We start from the raw sequence: 16,819 nt of genomic DNA, 5'->3' as shown, positions 1-16,819 counted from the left end.
GAAAGGTATGGATCCATGGCCGATCTGCCCCCACTCGAGTACGGAAAAGTCGTCGGGCGTTTCCTCGCCAACACGATAGACGGGCCCGACATCGACGACCTACCCGAATTCTCACCGTTGAGCGGGACCGTCACCTTCACCGCCGATGCGCCCAAGGTCCTCGTCGCTGGTGCGCAACCTCATCCGGCAACCTATGTGCAGCTGCCCAAACATTACGAATGCCAGCTCGACGAGTTCGGATATCTCACCTGGCGGGGCCGTCGCGGTGTGCGGTTGGTCGCACCGAACGCCGATACGAACCCGAGCGACTGGACATGGCGGGTCTCGTTCGAACTCGACTACGACGGCGATCGAATCCAGCTGGCACCATACAATTTTCACGTCCCAGCCTACGTACCAGGCCCTGACCCGAATGATCCTGATGTCGGGTCAGCGGGGCTGATCGACCTGACGCTGGTGTCGCCGGTGCCGGCGTCGGCAGGCAACGCCGTCGTTGTCGGTCCTCGCGGCGAAGGTTTGCGCATCGACGGACAGGTCGAGACCTATACGCAGTTGCCGGTGACACCGACCGAAGGCTTCCAGTATATCGTGAAAGCTGATGGGCTGCTTTACATCTACCATGGCGCAGCCGGTGGTTGGACACCCGACGGGCAGGGCATCGTGATCCGCGGCGCAACGGACTGGGCCGGGATCGGCGACAAACCGGCAACCTTTCCTCCAACCATCGGGTCTACCCCGTCCACCGCCGTGGCAGGCAACGATCCGCGGCTCAGCGACGCTCGAACACCAACTCCACACACCCATCCGGCCGTGCAGATCGCAGACTCGACCGCAGTAGGCCGATCGGTACTCACCGCAGCCGACACCGAGGCGGCCCGCACGGCGATCGCGACGATCGCCGACACCGACCCACGGTTGGTCGACGCCAGACCACCTACCGCCGCCGGGCAGGCCTACGACATCGCGTACAAGTCACACTCCGGCACCCGTGCGGCAGGTCCCGGAAATGTGGTTCCCGAAGGTCTGCGCATCGAACGTGCCATCACCGTCACATCGATCACCTATCGCGGCGAAACGGCAGGCACCGGAAATTTGGTGGTGGAACTTCGCCGGAACGGGACGGTGATTGCGGGTACTGCCGCGACGATCACCGCCGCAAACCATGCCACTGACACCACCATCGCCGGAACGTGGGTCCTCGCGGTCGGGGATCGGCTCACGGTGGTCATCGCGACACCGGACAATCCGGCCGGCCGAGGTCTGCAAGCGAGCCTGAGAGGGGTGACGAGCTGATGCCATTGGTTGTCGTCAGTGCGCTGTGGACGGGAATCGACGTGACCGACACGTTCGATCGCTCGGCCGTCGGACCGAACTGGATCGCCTGGACCGGCCACAGCCTGTCGAAGGGATTGCCGTCCATTCGTCAGGCTATCGCCCAACCGCCGCAGGGCGGGCTATCGTCATCGGCCGGTCTGTACGGCGGTATATGGGTGGATCCATTCACGTTCGACGCACAAGAAGTTCGGTTCACCATCGCCAGGGGTACCGATGAGCACTACCCGCAGATCGGCATGTTCGCCTTCCTGCGATGCTCGGAGGACAGTCGTCGCTACGTCGCGTTCGTGGTTGCGGACGGAGCAGTGATGATTTCCCGCGACGGAAGTACACCAGTCGTGGATCCGGTCGTTACCCCGACGCCTGCCGGGACCACGTTCGTCTGCCGCGCGGTCGGGCACCGGTACACGATGAGTGTGGTTGCGGGGGAGGGCGAGACGCTACTGGTGGAGTGGATCGATCTAGCGGGTGACGTTCCGGTCGGCTCGGAATCCCGGCGGTGGGGGGTCGCTGTCAACAAACAGACCTACGGGATCAGCGGGTTTCGATTCTCGTGGTGTGTCGATGAAATCAGGGCTCGGGACCTCTGAACCAGGGTGTTGCCGCTCACGTCCGATGGTCGGTGCTGTCGTCGGTCGGCACTGGCGCGCGAGCCCCTGTGTGTCTGTGACCACCTGGTAGTCCGTTTGGCCTCAGTGTGCCGGTCAGCGGGAAGGGGACCTGCTCGAACGGCGTGCGCGTCCATAGCGTCGCGGCAGAGAAACCGGTCTCCATCGAAAGGTAGGCACTGTGAACCCCGAGACCCCATCGGCACCAGCGAAAGGCCCGGCCGACGTCGACGTGGTCGTCGTCGGTGCGGGCATCGCCGGCCTCTACGCGCTGCACCGCTTCCGCGGCAGCGGCCTCACCGTGCGGGTGTTCGAAGCCGGCGACGGCGTGGGCGGCGTCTGGTACTGGAACCGGTACCCGGGCGCGCGCTGCGATGTCGAGAGCGTGGACTACTCGTACTCCTTCGACGACGCGCTGCAACAGGAATGGGACTGGAGCGAGAAATACGCCACCCAGCCCGAGATCCTGGCCTACCTCGAGCACGTCGCCGATCGCTACGACCTGCGTCGCGACATCGAATTCAATACTCGTGTCACCGATATCGTGCTCGACGAGCAGACCCTGCGCTGGCAGGTCGGCACCGGCACCGGCCGCGCGGTCTCGGCGCGGTTCGTCGTGCTGGCCACCGGCCCGCTGTCGAACGCGAACACCCCGGCCATCGACGGTCTCGGCACCTTCGCCGGGCAGATCCTGCACACCTCGCACTGGCCGCACGAGGGGGTCGATCTCACCGGCCGCCGGGTCGGCGTGATCGGCACCGGATCCTCCGGCATCCAGACGATCCCGTGCGTTGCCGAACAGGCCGAGCAGCTACACGTGTTCCAGCGCACCGCCAATTTCAGTGTGCCCGCGGGCAATACGCCACTGACCGAACAGGACCGAGCGGCGCAGAAGGCGAACTATCCCGAGCGCAGGCGGCTGTCGATGGCCAGCGGTGGTGGTTCGCCGCACCAGGCACATCCGGATTCCGCGGTCGCGGTGAGTGAGCGGGAACGCCGGGATGCCTACGAGAAGCGCTGGGCGCTGGGCGGTGTGCTGTTCAGCAAGACCTTCCCCGACCAGCTCACGACCCTCGCCGCCAATGACACCGCCCGCGAATTCTGGGAGGAGAAGGTGCGGGCCGTGATCGAGGACCCGCGCGTCGCCGATCTGCTCGTTCCGCACGACCACCCCATCGGCACCAAACGGATCTGCACCGACACGAACTACTACCAGACCTTCAACCGCGACAATGTCGACCTCGTCGACCTGAAGGCGACACCGATCACCCGCATCGATGCCGAGGGCGTACACACCACCGACGCGCACTACCCCCTCGATACCCTCGTGCTCGCGACCGGATTCGACGCGATGACCGGCTCGGTGTCGCGGATGAACATCGTCGGCCGGGGCGGTGAGACGCTCAACCAGGCGTGGCGGGAAGGGCCGAAAACCTATCTGGGACTGGGGATGACAGGTTTTCCGAACCTGTTCAACCTTACCGGTCCCGGCAGTCCGTCGGTGCTGGCCAATATGGTGCTGCACTCGGAACTGCACGTCGACTGGGTGGCCGAGGCCATCGGCTTCCTCGACGACAGAGCAGCGGTGGCGCTCGAGGCACGGCCGGACGCGGTGTCGGAGTGGGTGCGCGAATGCGTCAACCGAGCCGCGGGAACGTTGATGACACAGGCGAATTCGTGGTATCTGGGCGCGAACATCGAGGGCAGGCCGCGGGTGTTCATGCCCTTCGTCGGCGGGTTCGGTGCTTACGGTGAGATCATCGCCGAGGTCGCGGCCGCCGGGTACAAGGGCTTCGACGTCATCGAGGCATGAGAAGACGACGACGGGGTGGTCCGCAGTGGGCCACCCCGTCGTCGGATCAGGCCGTGAAGCCGCCGAACCCGCCCTTGTAGAACAGCAGCGGCTCGGCGCCCTCGGTGGCCCGCAGGTCACCGATGCGGGCGAGCACCACGGTGTGGTCGCCCGCATCGTGCTCGAGCTCCACCGTCACCTCGATCTGGGCCAGCGCCCCGGCCAGCGCGGGCGCGCCGTTGCCCGCCCTGTCCCACTCGACACCGGCGAACTTGTCGGCACCGCTCACCGCGAACTGGCGGCACAGCGCACTCTGCTCCTGCGCCAGGATGTTGATGCACAGGGCGCCCGCCGCGCGCAGCAGCGGCCAGCTCGTCGAGCTCTTGGCCGGGCAGAACGACACATACGGCGGATCCAGCGACACCGACACCACCGACTGACAGGTGAAACCGAGCGGTCGCGTCCCGTCGTGGGCGGCGATCACCGCGACACCGGTCGCGAAGTGGCCGAGCACTCTGCGCAAGTCCGCGGGGGCTGGGATACCTGCGTCGACGACGACGTTGTCCGCATTCATAGATGTCCTTCCGAACGGAATTCGATACCGCCCAGAATCCGGGAAGAGGGGGGAGCGGCTCAAGACCGCCTCCCGGTCAGTGGTTGTCGAGGGGCGAATTCCGGCAAGACCGATTGCTAGCATGCTGCGATGGCGACCAGCGACTCCGACGTGCCCAATCTGCCGCCGACCAGTTGGGCGGTGCTCGCCATGCTCTCCTTCGAGGAGGAGATCTCGGGCTACGACCTGAAGAAGTGGGCGGACTGGAGTCTGCGCTACATCTACTGGACCCCGTCCTACAGCCAGATCTACGCCGAACTGAAGAAGCTCGAGCAGTACGGCTTCGCGACTTCGCGCCTCGACCCCGACAATGCGATGCGCGCCAGGCGGCTCTACCAGATCACCACGGACGGGCGGGCGGCGGTGACCACGTGGTGGAACAAGGCCCCGGTGGATCCGTCGGTGCTCAAACACCATGTGCTGGTGCGGGTCATGTTCGGACACCTCGGTTCCCCTGATCGCCTCAAGCAGATCCTGCGCGACCACATCGCCGACGTCGACGAGCTCGCGCAACGCGCCGCGGTCGACGCAGAAGCGGCGAAATCCGAGCCGGGCTGGGCTTATTCGCAGCTCGTGCTGCAATGGTCCCAGCGTCACTACGCCACCGAACGCGACCTCGCCCAGCAGCTGATCGACGACATCGATAGCGCAGCCACCGTACTGGCAGGCGCCGAGCACGACGACCGCGCCGAGTACCCCCATCCGACGCCGGGGCGCTGGCGCGAGATCGAGCAGCGCGTGCGCGAAGAAGAGGGTGTGCCGGACGGCCCGGCCGACTAGTTCCGCCCAGGCCGTCGGCAATCATGCTGTCGCGCAGTCTGTTCCGTAGATGAGGCCCGGGAACGAACTTCTCTACGCCGGACCGAGCACGTCGCGCACCATCGCCCAGATCTGCGTTCGCGCGGCAGCGGTGGCGGACAGCGACGGGATGCTGAGGAATCCGTGGAACAGCCCGGTGTAGCGGCGATGCCGGACCGCGACACCGTCGCCTGTCAGCCGCTGGGCGTAGGCGTCCCCGGCCGAGCACGGCGGGTCCAGTTCGGCGGTGATCACCACCGCGGGCGGTAGACCGGCGAGCGAGTCCGCCCTGGTCGGCACCAGACGCACGTCGTCGGTGCCGTTGGGGGCGTAGTTCTGCCAGTACCACCGCATGGCGCTGGTCGTGTTGTAGTGGCCGGTGCCGAACCGCCGGTAGGACTCGGTCTCGAAATCGTCGTCGATCACCGGATAGATCAGGATCTGCGCGGCGACTCGCGGACCGCCATCGTCCCTGGCCGCGATGGCCACGGTGGCCGCGAGATTGCCGCCCGCGCTGTCACCGGCCAGCGCGATCCTCGACGGATCACCGCCGTAGACACCGGCGTTCGCCGCGGCCCACCGCAGCGCCGCGAGCATGTCGTCATGGGCCGCGGGGCCGGGATGCTCCGGCGCGAGCCGATAGTCGACCGAGATCACCACCGCGCCGACCCCCGCCGCCATCGAGCGGCATAACTCGTCGTGGCTGTCGAGATCGCAGAAGACGAAACCGCCGCCGTGCGCGAACACGATCACCGGCAGCGCGCCGCCGTCGTGCTCGGGCCCGAACACGCGCAGCGGCAGCGGGCCGCCGGGTCCGTCGATCGTGATGTCGCGCGCTACCCGCATCTTGGGAAGTCGTTGCAGCGGAGCGCGTCTGGCGCGGATCGCCGCACGCACGTCGGCCGCTGCCATCGTGGCGACATCGGGGAATCCGGCGTCGAGCGTGCCGAGCATGGCCGCGACTTCCGGATCAGGAACCGCACCCGGCCCGGTGGTCGGGAAAGTCCGCACAGTCACTGGTCCTCCTGGGATTCGGCGACGGAATCGGCAGTCGAGCACGTCGTCGGCCTTACCGTAGAACCAGCCCGGCACGATCCGACCCGCCTTCTCCCACTGGGCGGAAACACCAGGTCGATGCCCGCCGGTGAGCCCAAGGTCGGTGGATGACCACCCCGAACGAGCGGACTGCGGGCGGCCCACTGTAGGTCCCCCGCGCAGCCCGCCCTGCCTCGAACCACTGTGGGTACCTGACTCGCGCCGTCGGGTCGGTTTACCGCTGTCGTCCAATGCGGTTGCGTCACATGTTGTTCTGCTCCACGGTCCCCGTCGTGGCGATGTGACGGGCGGCGAGGTAGGCGAAGACGATCGCGGGTCCGATGGTGGCGCCGGGTCCGGCATAGGTGTGGCCCATGACAGGGGTGGCGGTGTTGCCCGCGGCGTAGAGGCCCTCGATGACGGTGTGGTCGGCGCGCAGGACTCGGCTGTGCGTGTCGGTGACCAGGCCGCCTTTGGTGCCGAGGTCGCCGGGCACCAGGCGGGCAGCGTAATAGGGGCCGGTAGTCAAGGCGCCGAGGTTGGGATTGGGGTGTTGACGGGGATCGCCGTAGTAGCGGTCGTAGGCACTCTCGCCTCGACCGAAGTCCGCGTCGACGCCGGTGCGGGCGAAGGTGTTGAACCGGTTCACCGTGCCGGTGAGTCGCTCGGCAGGCACGCCGATCTTGTCGGCGAGTTCGCCGATGGTGGCGGCGCGGGCGAGCACGCCGGTGTCGAACCAGCGTCGGGGCAGGGGTTGCCGTGGGGGAAGGCCGGCGAACAGATAGCGGTTGCGGTAGCGCTGGTCGAAGATCAGCCAAGCGGGCAGGTTTTCCGCTGGATCGTCGCCCTGTCCGTATTCGCCGCCGTACATGCGGTGTACGGCATCGACATAGGGCAACGATTCGTTCATGAACCGTAGGCCGCGGTCATTGACGATGAGGCTGCCGGGCAGATTTCGTTCAGCCAGGCAGAACCACGGTTGACGAGGTAGCGGGATGGATGGCCCCCACCAGGCGTCATTCATGAAACCGGTCGTCGCGCCCACAGCTGCACCGGCCGCGATGCCGTCGCCGGTATTGGCGGCGGCGCCGACGGTCCAGTCCGCGCCGATGGGTGCGCGCTGATGCAGTTGGCGCAGAGCGGGATTGTGTTCGAAGCCGCCGCACGCCAAGATCACCCCGGCTCGCGCGGTGAGGCGGTGTTCATCGTCGCCGCGGCGCACGATGGCGCCGGTGACCCGGTCGCCGGTGCGGATCAACTCGAGCAGCGGGGTGTCGAGCAGTAGCGGGATCCCCGCGTCGAGCATCCCTTTGCGCAACATGGCGCTCAATGCCTGGCCGCGAGCGAGGAGATGGCGGCCTCGGAGACGGGCGGTGAGCCAGCGGGTGACGATTCGGATCACGCGCCAGGGCGCACGGGGATTACGCAAACCGAGGTGGATCTGGCGGAAGTCGGCCTGGGTGAGCACGAAGTTGCGGGGGGCCTTGGAGTAATCGGGTTCGAGGGTGGCCAATTCCGCACCGAGCCCTCGGGCGTCGAAGGGGGCAGGTTCGACGGAACGGCCGTGGCTGCGCCCCCCTTCGGCCTCGGGGTAGTAGTCGCTGTAACCGGGCACCCATCGCATCCGCAGGGGGCTGTGGGCAGTGAGGAAGTCGAACACCCGCGGCCCGTGGTCGAGGTAGGTGTCGATCTTGTCCTTGTCGACCACCGGGCCGATGATGTTGGTGAGATAGGTGCGCGCGGCCTCGAGGTCGTCGTCGGGCGCTTCCCGGCGCAGCACGGTATTGCCCGGAATCCAGATGCCCCCGCCGGATCGGGCGGTAGAGCCGCCCCAATGGCTGGCCTTTTCGACGACGAGTACCGAAAGCCCTTGGTGGGCAGCGGTGATCGCGGCGGTCATCCCGGCGGCGCCGGAGCCGACCACCAGCACGTCTACGGAGTCGGTATCGCTGTGTTCTAGTTGCATGGGTACAGATTCCTTACCTGTGAAACACATTTGAACCAGGGAGATCAGGCCCTGGCATGACGCCAGCGGGGGTCCTGGACTGCGGCCAAGGCGGCTTCCATGCACACCGGCAGCGATGTCGCCGGGTCATGGGCGGCGCGCAGCCATTGCAGGAGACCGAACTCCGCGGCCGCGAGCATCAGATGCACCAGCAGTCCCGGCGTGGGATCGGCCTCGGGATCGCGTGACATCCGGTGGGCGACGAGCTCGACCAACCGGACCCGATGATCGGGCGGGATCAAGGTGACCCGCTCCAGCAGGTGCGGTGCGGTCATGAAAGCCGCCCGCCACTGCTCGAGCTCCTCGATCCCCATCGACGTCGAGCGCGCCAGGATCGCCCCCGCCAATGCGATATCGGCTGGCTCGTCTCCGGGGCGGGTCTCCAATAGGCCGGCAATGCCGGTACCTCCTTCCCGCACCGGTTCCAGCAGCAGATCCTCCTTGCTGCGTACGTGCCGGAAATACGTACTCGGCGAAACCCCCGCCGCCGCTGCGATCTGCTCGGTGGTGACCGCCTCGAACCCCGACCGTGCGAACAATCCGTAGGCCGCCCGCTGAATTTCGTCGCGAACCCGACGACGCTGCCGATCGCGCAATGACACCGCCAACCACCCCTTCCGAAAACCGTGCGATGAACGATCCACCGCATCCGTGGCGAAAGTATCTCCCTATATGACAGAGGCTGTCAACATGCTTCTTGCTGTCATATTGGCCCGCGGGCACTCATCCTGTTGTCGCCGCGGTGGGAGTACGACTTCGACCTCGATCAGTTCGGCACCTTCTGCCCCTGACCGAGGTGTCGCACCGCGGATTGGTGGATGTCGACAGAACTGCTGTCGGTTGTATCTGATTGCGCAGCTATTACGCTGTGCCGCAAGGGGTTTCGGTGTGTTGTTCGGCACCGGATTTGCGGTTCACGGAGCGTTTTCGACTCGCTACGCTTCAACTACATGTCGTAGTAGAAGGGGTGGTTATGAACGGGCTGCAGAACAAGACGGCGTTGGTCACCGGATCGAGCCGAGGAATCGGGCGTGCCATCGCGACCAGACTCGCGCACGACGGGGCGCTGGTCGCGGTGCATTACGCGACGAACCAGGATGCGGCGAAGCAGACCGTGGCATCGATCGAGTACGCCGGTGGCACAGCCTTCATGCTCCGAGCCGAACTGGGTGAGCCGGACGCGGTTTCGGAACTGTTCGCGGCGCTGGAGCCGGAACTCGAAAACCGCACCGGGACGACGAGATTGGATATTCTCGTGAACAACGCCGCGCACGCCGGGTTCGACGAAATGGCGCCGGAGGAGGTGACGCCGGAGATCTTCGACCGCTTCATCGCGGTCAACGCCAAAGCACCGTTCTTCCTTACCCAGCGGGCGCTGAGGCTGATGTCACGAGGCGGGCGAATCATCAATATTTCCTCGGGCATCACCAGAACGTCCCATCCTGGTCAAACGGTCTATGCGATCAGCAAAGCCGCCATGGAGCAGATCACCGTGCAACTGGCGCGGCACATCGGCCCCCAGGAGATCACGATCAATACCGTCGCCGCCGGCGTGACCAACAACGGCAGCCCGGTCTTCTCGAACCCCCAGGCCGTCGCGGAGATGGCCGCATGGTCGGCCATCGGCAGGGTCGGCGAGGTCACCGACATCGCCGATGTCGTCGGGTTCCTCGCATCCGAGGACGCACGCTGGATCACCGGCGCCTACCTCGACGTATCCGGGGGCATCCTCGCCGGCCGGTGACAAGATGACACGGACCGGCTGATACGCCGGTCCGTGGCGTTGACCTCGCCGCCACCAACATAGGTCGCTTGACCGAAAAGGTGGGATCACGCCGTACGCGGACCACGCTGGTCCGCGTACGGCCGCGCCGCCGGACCCACCCCGAGCGGACGGGGATGCTGCTGCAACGTCGGATGCACCCGCACCCGGCCGTCGTCGACGTGGCGCCAGATATTGAGCGCGGTCGTGCGGACCGGCGCGCTGAGGCGGTGATCGAACAGCATTCGATCCACCGGCCCGCACACCGACACCGCCGCCACGGCGGCCTCGCCGAGATCGCCGATGGGCGCCGCGATACAGCCGAAGCCCGGCAGTGATTCCTCGCGCTCGACGGCGATCCCGTGCGCGCGCACCTTGTCCAGTTCGGTGTCGAGCTGGGCCTTGGTGGTGATCGAGTAGCGGGTGCGGGCGCTGGACTGTCCGGCGATGGCCTCGGTGACGCGGTGCTCGTCGGAGTAGGCCAGGATCGCTTTGCCGACCGCGGTGCAGGCAGCGGGCCGTCTGCCGCCGACACGGGTGGGCACCACCGCCGACAGCTCGCCACCGACCTTGTCGAGGTACACGACGTCGGGACCGTCCAGCACGGCCAGATGCACGACGAACCCGGTGACCCGGTGCAGCTCGTGCAGGAACGGCATCGCCGCCCGGTGCAGCCGGTCCTGGTGCACCGCCAGTGAGCCGAGCTCCATCAGGCGGATGCCGAGCTCGTAGTCGCGCCCTTCACGCCGTAGCCAGCGCAACTGCACCAGCCGGTCGAGCATGCGATGCGCCGAGGACCGGGGTAGACCGGTGCGCCGGACGATCTGGGCGAGGGTGAGCCTGCCCGGGCCGTCGAAGGCGTCGAGCAGCAGGGATGCGCGATCGAGGATCGCGCTCGGGGTGGTGGCCTCGGCCTGGATGACCATGAGCTCTCCATTCGGATCTACGAGCTGATGCCCACTCGCATATTTCGATTAGGCATATACCTATTCATACCATCCGTTGTGGTCGTTGTCACATGATTCGGCGGGTCGATATACAGACGACGGCCCCCGACCCGAGCGGTGCGCTCGGGTCGGGGGCCGTCGTGGGCTGCCGGGAGGTTTTTACATCGCCGCGAGCGGCTCGCTACCGGACCAATCGTGGCCCCAGTAGCTGTCGGCGGTGATCTCCTCGGCGCTGTAGTACGTCTCGTCGACCCGCATGCCTTCGGTGCCGAACTCGATGTCCCAGCCGCCGGGCGCGCGGACATAGAACGACACCATCTTGTCGTTGGTGTGCCTGCCCAGCGTGGAGGACACCGAGAAGCCGTCCTTGGTCACCCGATCGAGCGCCTGCCCGACGGCGTCGAGGCTGTCGACCTCCACCATGATGTGCACCAGACCCGGCGCGCCACCGTGCGGCGCGGGGCACAGCGCGAGGCTGTGGTGGCGCTCGTTGACACCGAGGAACCGCACCCGCATCGGCCCGAACTCCGGCGGCGCGGGAATCCGGAACGCACCACGCGACAGGAAGCCGAGCACATCGGTGTAGAAGTCGAAGGCGCCGTTGGGGTCCATGGTCGGCAACACGACATGGCCCAAACCCTGTGCGCCGGTGACGAACTTCGCGCCGAACGGCGTCACCACCGGGCTGTGGTCGAGTACCGCGCCGTGGAACACCTCGAGTGTCGCGCCGGTCGGGTCCTGGAAGGTGATGACCTCCTCGACCCGGCGCGCGTCGGCCTCCTCGACAGAAAGCGGCTTCACGGCGATCCCCGCCGCGGTGACCGCGTCGCGCACCCGGACCAGGGCCGCGTGATCGCGCACCTCCCAGCCGATGGTCACGATGGCGTCGCTGTCACCCGGCACGACCGTGATGCGGGCCGCGCGCTCGTCCATCCGCAGGTACAGCGCGTTCTCGTCCGGTCCGCTGCCCTGGGCGAAGCCGAGCACGTCGAACGCGAAGGTGCGCCAGCGGTCCATGTCGGCGGTCTGGATCTTGACGTAGCCGAGGCCTTTGATGTCTGTCATTTCCGTTGTCCTTCTGGGTATTCGGGTCAGATCATCGAGCGGAGGTGGTCCGCGGGCTCGAGTCCGAGGGAACTGACGGCCGAGGCGTGGTACACCGTGCTCGGCACGTGGATGGCGTGGGCGAGGCCGACGTGCGCGTCGCGCCAGTAGCGCTGCAGCGGCTTGTCGGTCCGCATCGCGTTGCCGCCGGACCGGGCGAAGATCTGGTCGACCGCGGTGACCGCGCGCCAGGCCGCGCGGACCTGGGTGCGCCGGACCGAGGCCCGTTCGGCGAAGCTGATCTCCTTGCCCGCGTCGACCGCGTCGAAGATCTTGTCGGCGTTCGCGAGGAGTTCCTGGCGCGCGGCGTTGATGTCGGCGGCGGCCTCGCCGATGGCGAACAGCACGTACGGATCGTCCTTGACCGCGGTGCCCTGCGCGCCGACCCGGTCGCGCTGGTAGTCCAGATGCGCGGCCAGCGCGCCCTCGGCGATACCGACCACCGCCGAACTGATGCCCAGCGGGAACATCGTCGACCACGGCATCTTGTACAGCGTCTCGGTGACCCCGTACTCCTTCTGCGCGGTGCCGTCGATGACGTGGTCGCCGTTCATCACCCGGTAGTCGGGCACGAACGCGTCCTTGACGATGATGTCCTTGGACCCGGTGCCCTTGAGTCCCACCACATTCCAGGAGTCCTCGACGATCTGGTAGTCCTGGCGTGGCAGGATCATGTGCAGCATCGTCGGCGGCAGCGCCATCTTGCCTTCGGCGTCACCGAGCATGGCGCCGAGGAAGATCCAGTCACAGTGATCGGTGCCGGAACTGAACTGCCAGCGGCCGTTGAAGATGTAGCCGCCGTCCACCGGGCGCGCGATGCCGGTCGGCGCGTAGGGCGAGGCCATCCAGGTGTCGTGATCGTCGGCCCACACCTCGTCCTGCACCTTCGGGTCGGCGAAGGCCAGCTGCCACGGGTGCACGCCGACGATGCCGGCGATCCAGCCGCTGGCCGGATCGAGCGCGGCGGTGGCCATCACCGTCTCGGCGAACTCGCGCGGGTGCGCCTCGAAGCCGCTGTACTTCTTCGGCTGCAGCAAGCGGATCGGACCCGCCGTCTTCAGCAGCTGGGCCGTGGCGTCGGGCAGTTGCCCGAGACGCTCGGCCTCCGGGGCCTGATCGCGCAGCTTGTCGGCGATCGCGGCGATATTGTCGAGAACCTTGGTCATCTTCGGTGGTGCTTTCTGTTCGGGGTGGTCGGGGTCAGGACATGGTGTCGACGACGGTGCCGCGGGCGATGTTGTCGGCCACCTCGGCCTCCCAGCTCGTCACCGCGCGTTCGGTATCGATCTCGAACTCGAACCGCTTGGTCATGTCCTCGGTGACGTCGGAGACGTCGACATAGAACTGCTTGTACCAACGGCGCAGCTGGTACACCGGACCGTCCTCCTCCGACAGCAGCGGATTGTCGATGGGCGCCTTGTTCTTCCAGATCTCGACGTCCTGCTCGAAGCCGTACTCCACGCCCTGCGCGAACTGCGCCGCCATCGCGTTGGCGTCCTCGTCGGACATACCCTCCGGCTTCTTGACCATCGCGCCGTACTGCAGCACGAACGAGTTCTCGTCGACCGGGTAGTGGCAGTTGACGAGCACCGTCTCGATTGTCATCCCGTTCGATTCGCTCCACAGCCAATCGAGCATGTAGGACGGCCCGAAGTACGAGGCGTCCGAGCGCAGCGCGGAATCCGGGTCGTCGTAGCTGGTGCCGACGGTGACGTCGTGGCGCGGGGTCGAGCGCATGTACTGGGTGGCGACGTGGCCCTCGAAGACGTTCTTGAAATAGCGCGGGAACGAGTAGTGCACGTAGAAGAAGTGCGCCATGTCGACGACGTTGTCGACGATCTCGCGACAGTGCGAGCCTTCGATCAGAATCGAATTCCAGGTCAGGTCGGTCCATTCCGGGGTGCCGTAGCCCTCGATCTCGGGAATGGTCACCTCGTCGGTGGGCTTGCTGCCCTGCGGGTCGTGCCAGACATAGAGCTGGCCGTTGCGCTCGAGCGTCGGCCAGGTGCGGGTCTTGGCGAGCGGCGGAACCCGGCGCGCGTACGGAATGGCCGTGCACTTACCGTTGCCGCCCCAGCGCCAGTCGTGGAACGGGCAGGCGATCGAGTCGCCCTTGATGGTGCCGTGTGCGAGGTTGCCGCCCATATGACGGCAGTAGCCGTCGAGCACGTGCAGCGCGCCGTCGGATTCGGACGCGAACACCACGAGCATGGTGCCGAAGGCCTTCACCTCGTGCGGTTTGCCGTCGCGGAACGACGAGAGCAGGCCGAGGCAGTGCCAGCCGCGGGCGAATCGAGTCGGCGCCGCGGCGGCCTCGATCTGCCGGTAGTCAGCGGTGGTGTCCGGTGATCGGCCGTTCGGCGAGTTCTCCGGCATCGAAACCTCCATGTTCGGACGGAGTGGGGATGAGCTGTGCCGATGGTCGCGCCGCGCGAGGGTCGGCGGGTCGTGGTGTTCCCGGTCAGCGGACATGTTTTCGTCCCGGTCAGCCGGCGTCCCGATGACCGGGAGAGGAACCGATCACAGCAGGGCGAGCGCCCTACCGTGACGGCATCGGTTACGACGAGCAGGAGACAATCATGGGTAACGTCGCGGTGGTCTTGGACACCGATGCCATCCGGCTGTTCGCGCAAGCCGCGCACTCCGACAATCCGGCCTACCGGCTCGCCGCTCGACCCGTGGTACCGCCGACCTTCCTGCCCGCCGACGGATCGAGGGTGGGGGAGCAGGTGGAGACCGATCACCGATTCTTCGGTCCACCGCCGCGCGCGGGTGACCAGCTGACCGCGATCCGCGCGGGTGCCCCCGGCCAGCCCGCGGTCGGTGCCGCCGAGTCGCTCACCCGATACTTCGACCGCACCGGCGGTCTCGTCGCCGAGTCGTGGGCGGCGGCCGAAACCTTTACCGGCGGACAGGTTTCGCCACAGGCGGCGGCGCTGTTGGCGACCTATGCCACCGACTGGCTCGGCGCCGAGGCGATCCGCCGGTTTCGCACCAGGTCGGTGCGGCCATTGCCGTCCGGAGAGGTCATGTCCTGTTCGGGGCGTGTCACGCAGAGCTATGTGCAGGACGGCGAATCGCGCGTCGATGTCAGCCTGGCCGGCGCCGATGCCGCGGGCAACGTCGTCGTGCGTGCGTGGGCCACCTTCGCCGTGACCGACGCCGGGATACCCGGTACGCACTAGCGGGTGAAGTCTCCTGCTGGGCTAGAGGCGTGTGGAACGAACGGGTAGTCGACTACTCGTGAGGACGTCTCCGGTGGCGACGACGATCGTGTGTACGCCCATCACGGGCGCCACACGCAATGTCCGCCTTCTGGAAGGGGCATCCGATGACCGCCCACGTGGCTACTCCGTCGACAACCGGCATCGAGCGCGCCGTGCTGCGGACCGGGTACGACCCGGACTTTCTCGGGCCGAGGGTCGAGGTGCCGGAACTGGATGCCGCTGTCCGCGGTGACGCGGTTCGCCTCGACGGCTCCGACGTCATCAGCTACACGCACTTCTCGTTGGCGTTGAGCACGCCGCGGCGGTTCGCGTTCTGGGTCGCGTGGAATATCGACGGTGCCGCGATGAGGAAACTTCCCCGCACCGGCATCGATTTCGTCAAAGACCCACGCATCCCGGCCCATGTGCAGGTGGGAAACGAACTCTACCTACGGAATCGGCTCGATCGCGGACACCTGGCGCGGCGCGCGGATCTGCTGTGGGGCAGCGAGAGCGAGGCCGAGCAGGCCAATATCGACTCGTTCTTCTACACCAACATCACCCCGCAAATGGACGATTTCAACCAGAGCAGCCGTGCTGGGGTGTGGGGACAACTCGAAGACGCGGTCTTCGCCGACGTCGACATCGACGACCTGAGGGTGAGCGTCTTCGGCGGACCGGCCTTCCGCGCAGATGACCAGCTGCATCGTGGCGTGGCGTTGCCGCGAGAATACTGGAAGGTGATCTGCTTCGTAGAGGGAAACCGGCTGCGGTGCAAGGCATTTCTGCTGACCCAGCATCTCGATGAACTCGAAGCGCTCGCGCTCGACGAGTTCCGCGTATTCCAGGTCGCGGTGCCCGAGATCGAACAACGAGCACGCTGCCGATTCCCGGCAGCCCTGCATATCGCCGACACCTTCGTCACCCAGGAGACGGTGGCCAACCGTAGACCGCTCGAGTCGACGGCCGACATCAGCTGGTAGTTCTCTTCCCCACCGGCCAGGTCAGGACATCGCTGCCCGCCGTGCCGCGACGCGCGCCCACACCTGTGGATCGGTGCGCGGGCCGCCCGGAGTGGCCGCGCCGTACCGGTGGATCTGGGCGTCGATGTCCAGTGGCGCGGTCAGCGAGGTACCCGGGGCGAGTGCGGCCTCGACCTCGTCATCGGGGACCAGCCAACACACCTCGAACTCGATGCCGTCGGGGTCGCGGGCGTAGAGCGCTTTGGTCGACCCGTGATCGCCCGCACCGGTCAGCGCGTGCGCCGCCACCAGGCGGTCCCGGACCGCGACCAGCTCGGACAACGTGTCCACTTCCCACGCGACGTGATAGAGCCCGACCGACCCCGCCGTGCCGGTCGCGGGTGTCCTGGCCTGGAAGAGTCCGAGGTCGTGGTCGTTGGCCGAGCCGGGGTAGCGCAGAAACGCGCCGCCGGGGAACCCTTCGGCGAGCCGCTCGAATCCGAGCACGTCCTCGTAGAACGCGATACTGCGCGGCAGATCCGCGACGAACAGCACGATGTGGTTGATTCCCCGCATCTGCGGTGGCCTCCTCGATCGAAAGTTCTCGACCCCCAACAGTCCCACGTCGGCATCGGTCGGCACCACCGGATGT

General features: G+C 66.7%; 16 protein-coding genes. 7 read left to right on the top strand and 9 right to left on the bottom strand.

Annotated elements, in window-relative coordinates:
• Window positions 1–15: 15 nt before the first annotated feature.
• From ACFWO8_RS17395 to ACFWO8_RS17385, 3 genes are all read left to right on the top strand, one after another.
• Window positions 16–1,293, top strand: a complete 1,278-nt coding sequence (locus tag ACFWO8_RS17395) for a hypothetical protein (RefSeq protein ID WP_378951520.1) — start codon at window positions 16–18, stop codon at window positions 1,291–1,293.
• Window positions 1,293–1,925 carry a hypothetical protein gene (locus tag ACFWO8_RS17390; protein WP_378951517.1) on the top strand — a complete coding sequence of 211 codons (633 nt, stop codon included), beginning with the start codon at window positions 1,293–1,295 and terminating at the stop codon, window positions 1,923–1,925. Before ACFWO8_RS17395 ends, ACFWO8_RS17390 begins: the two co-directional genes overlap by 1 nt.
• 199 nt (window positions 1,926–2,124) lie before the next feature.
• Entirely contained in the window at window positions 2,125–3,756 is a 1,632-nt protein-coding gene (locus ACFWO8_RS17385; protein WP_378951514.1) for a flavin-containing monooxygenase, read from the top strand.
• Window positions 3,757–3,802: 46 nt separating this feature from the next.
• Here ACFWO8_RS17385 and ACFWO8_RS17380 read toward each other — a convergent pair whose 3' ends face one another.
• Window positions 3,803–4,309, bottom strand: a complete 507-nt coding sequence (locus ACFWO8_RS17380; protein WP_378627718.1) for a flavin reductase family protein — start codon at window positions 4,307–4,309, stop codon at window positions 3,803–3,805.
• Window positions 4,310–4,438: 129 nt separating this feature from the next.
• Between ACFWO8_RS17380 and ACFWO8_RS17375 the strand changes: the two genes are divergently transcribed.
• Window positions 4,439–5,128, top strand: coding sequence for a PadR family transcriptional regulator (locus tag ACFWO8_RS17375; protein ID WP_378951511.1), 690 nt, complete (start codon window positions 4,439–4,441; stop codon window positions 5,126–5,128).
• 72 nt (window positions 5,129–5,200) lie between these two features.
• On the opposite strand, the gene ACFWO8_RS17370 is transcribed toward ACFWO8_RS17375, so the two are convergent.
• The 3 genes from ACFWO8_RS17370 to ACFWO8_RS17360 form a co-directional block, all read right to left on the bottom strand.
• The gene (locus ACFWO8_RS17370; RefSeq protein WP_378951508.1) at window positions 5,201–6,163 is read right to left on the bottom strand and encodes an alpha/beta hydrolase; all 963 of its coding nucleotides are present in this window, start codon (window positions 6,161–6,163) and stop codon (window positions 5,201–5,203) included.
• A gap of 280 nt (window positions 6,164–6,443) precedes the next feature.
• A complete protein-coding gene (kstD, locus tag ACFWO8_RS17365; RefSeq protein ID WP_378951505.1) occupies window positions 6,444–8,147 on the bottom strand; it encodes a 3-oxosteroid 1-dehydrogenase in 1,704 nt (567 codons plus the stop codon).
• A gap of 44 nt (window positions 8,148–8,191) precedes the next feature.
• On the bottom strand, window positions 8,192–8,788 hold the full coding sequence (locus tag ACFWO8_RS17360) for a TetR/AcrR family transcriptional regulator (RefSeq protein ID WP_378951502.1): 597 nt from the start codon (window positions 8,786–8,788) through the stop codon (window positions 8,192–8,194).
• 371 nt (window positions 8,789–9,159) lie between these two features.
• On the opposite strand from ACFWO8_RS17360, the gene ACFWO8_RS17355 reads away from it, so the two are divergent.
• Window positions 9,160–9,930: an SDR family oxidoreductase gene (locus ACFWO8_RS17355; RefSeq protein ID WP_378951499.1), complete on the top strand. Its 771-nt coding sequence runs from the start codon at window positions 9,160–9,162 to the stop codon at window positions 9,928–9,930.
• Between the two features lie 86 nt (window positions 9,931–10,016).
• On the opposite strand, the gene ACFWO8_RS17350 is transcribed toward ACFWO8_RS17355, so the two are convergent.
• From ACFWO8_RS17350 to ACFWO8_RS17335, 4 genes are all read right to left on the bottom strand, one after another.
• Window positions 10,017–10,874, bottom strand: a complete 858-nt coding sequence (locus ACFWO8_RS17350; protein ID WP_378951496.1) for an IclR family transcriptional regulator — start codon at window positions 10,872–10,874, stop codon at window positions 10,017–10,019.
• Window positions 10,875–11,054: 180 nt separating this feature from the next.
• Window positions 11,055–11,960, bottom strand: coding sequence for a biphenyl-2,3-diol 1,2-dioxygenase (bphC, locus tag ACFWO8_RS17345; RefSeq protein WP_378951493.1), 906 nt, complete (start codon window positions 11,958–11,960; stop codon window positions 11,055–11,057).
• Window positions 11,961–11,986: 26 nt separating this feature from the next.
• Window positions 11,987–13,165 (bottom strand): acyl-CoA dehydrogenase family protein, encoded by a 1,179-nt coding sequence (locus ACFWO8_RS17340; protein ID WP_378951490.1) that lies wholly within the window; start codon window positions 13,163–13,165, stop codon window positions 11,987–11,989.
• A gap of 34 nt (window positions 13,166–13,199) precedes the next feature.
• Window positions 13,200–14,375 (bottom strand): Rieske 2Fe-2S domain-containing protein, encoded by a 1,176-nt coding sequence (locus ACFWO8_RS17335; RefSeq protein WP_378951486.1) that lies wholly within the window; start codon window positions 14,373–14,375, stop codon window positions 13,200–13,202.
• Window positions 14,376–14,578: 203 nt separating this feature from the next.
• On the opposite strand from ACFWO8_RS17335, the gene ACFWO8_RS17330 reads away from it, so the two are divergent.
• The gene (locus ACFWO8_RS17330) at window positions 14,579–15,184 is read left to right on the top strand and encodes a hypothetical protein (RefSeq protein WP_378951482.1); all 606 of its coding nucleotides are present in this window, start codon (window positions 14,579–14,581) and stop codon (window positions 15,182–15,184) included.
• 146 nt (window positions 15,185–15,330) lie between these two features.
• The gene (locus ACFWO8_RS17325) at window positions 15,331–16,188 is read left to right on the top strand and encodes a DNA/RNA non-specific endonuclease (RefSeq protein WP_378951479.1); all 858 of its coding nucleotides are present in this window, start codon (window positions 15,331–15,333) and stop codon (window positions 16,186–16,188) included.
• Window positions 16,189–16,209: 21 nt separating this feature from the next.
• Here ACFWO8_RS17325 and ACFWO8_RS17320 read toward each other — a convergent pair whose 3' ends face one another.
• Window positions 16,210–16,743, bottom strand: a complete 534-nt coding sequence (locus ACFWO8_RS17320) for a VOC family protein (protein ID WP_378951476.1) — start codon at window positions 16,741–16,743, stop codon at window positions 16,210–16,212.
• Window positions 16,744–16,819: the final 76 nt, after the last annotated feature.

It is taken from the genome of Nocardia sp. NPDC058480 (assembly GCF_042720495.1).
In the GTDB taxonomy this organism is placed as follows: Bacteria; Actinomycetota; Actinomycetes; order Mycobacteriales; family Mycobacteriaceae; genus Nocardia.
This window is presented reverse-complemented; position numbering and strand designations above follow the sequence as displayed.

Bases quoted from the DNA above. Each gene is read 5' to 3' on its own strand.
- ACFWO8_RS17395 (WP_378951520.1), top strand. From the start codon at position 16: ATGGCCGATCTGCCCCCACTCGAGTACGGAAAAGTCGTCGGGCGTTTC.
- ACFWO8_RS17390 (WP_378951517.1), top strand. From the start codon at position 1,293: ATGCCATTGGTTGTCGTCAGTGCGCTGTGGACGGGAATCGACGTGACC.
- ACFWO8_RS17380 (WP_378627718.1), bottom strand. From the start codon at position 4,309: ATGAATGCGGACAACGTCGTCGTCGACGCAGGTATCCCAGCCCCCGCG.
- ACFWO8_RS17375 (WP_378951511.1), top strand. From the start codon at position 4,439: ATGGCGACCAGCGACTCCGACGTGCCCAATCTGCCGCCGACCAGTTGG.
- kstD (WP_378951505.1), bottom strand. From the start codon at position 8,147: ATGCAACTAGAACACAGCGATACCGACTCCGTAGACGTGCTGGTGGTC.
- ACFWO8_RS17355 (WP_378951499.1), top strand. From the start codon at position 9,160: ATGAACGGGCTGCAGAACAAGACGGCGTTGGTCACCGGATCGAGCCGA.
- ACFWO8_RS17350 (WP_378951496.1), bottom strand. From the start codon at position 10,874: ATGGTCATCCAGGCCGAGGCCACCACCCCGAGCGCGATCCTCGATCGC.
- bphC (WP_378951493.1), bottom strand. From the start codon at position 11,960: ATGACAGACATCAAAGGCCTCGGCTACGTCAAGATCCAGACCGCCGAC.
- ACFWO8_RS17340 (WP_378951490.1), bottom strand. From the start codon at position 13,165: ATGACCAAGGTTCTCGACAATATCGCCGCGATCGCCGACAAGCTGCGC.
- ACFWO8_RS17335 (WP_378951486.1), bottom strand. From the start codon at position 14,375: ATGCCGGAGAACTCGCCGAACGGCCGATCACCGGACACCACCGCTGAC.
- ACFWO8_RS17330 (WP_378951482.1), top strand. From the start codon at position 14,579: ATGGGTAACGTCGCGGTGGTCTTGGACACCGATGCCATCCGGCTGTTC.
- ACFWO8_RS17325 (WP_378951479.1), top strand. From the start codon at position 15,331: ATGACCGCCCACGTGGCTACTCCGTCGACAACCGGCATCGAGCGCGCC.
- ACFWO8_RS17320 (WP_378951476.1), bottom strand. From the start codon at position 16,743: ATGCGGGGAATCAACCACATCGTGCTGTTCGTCGCGGATCTGCCGCGC.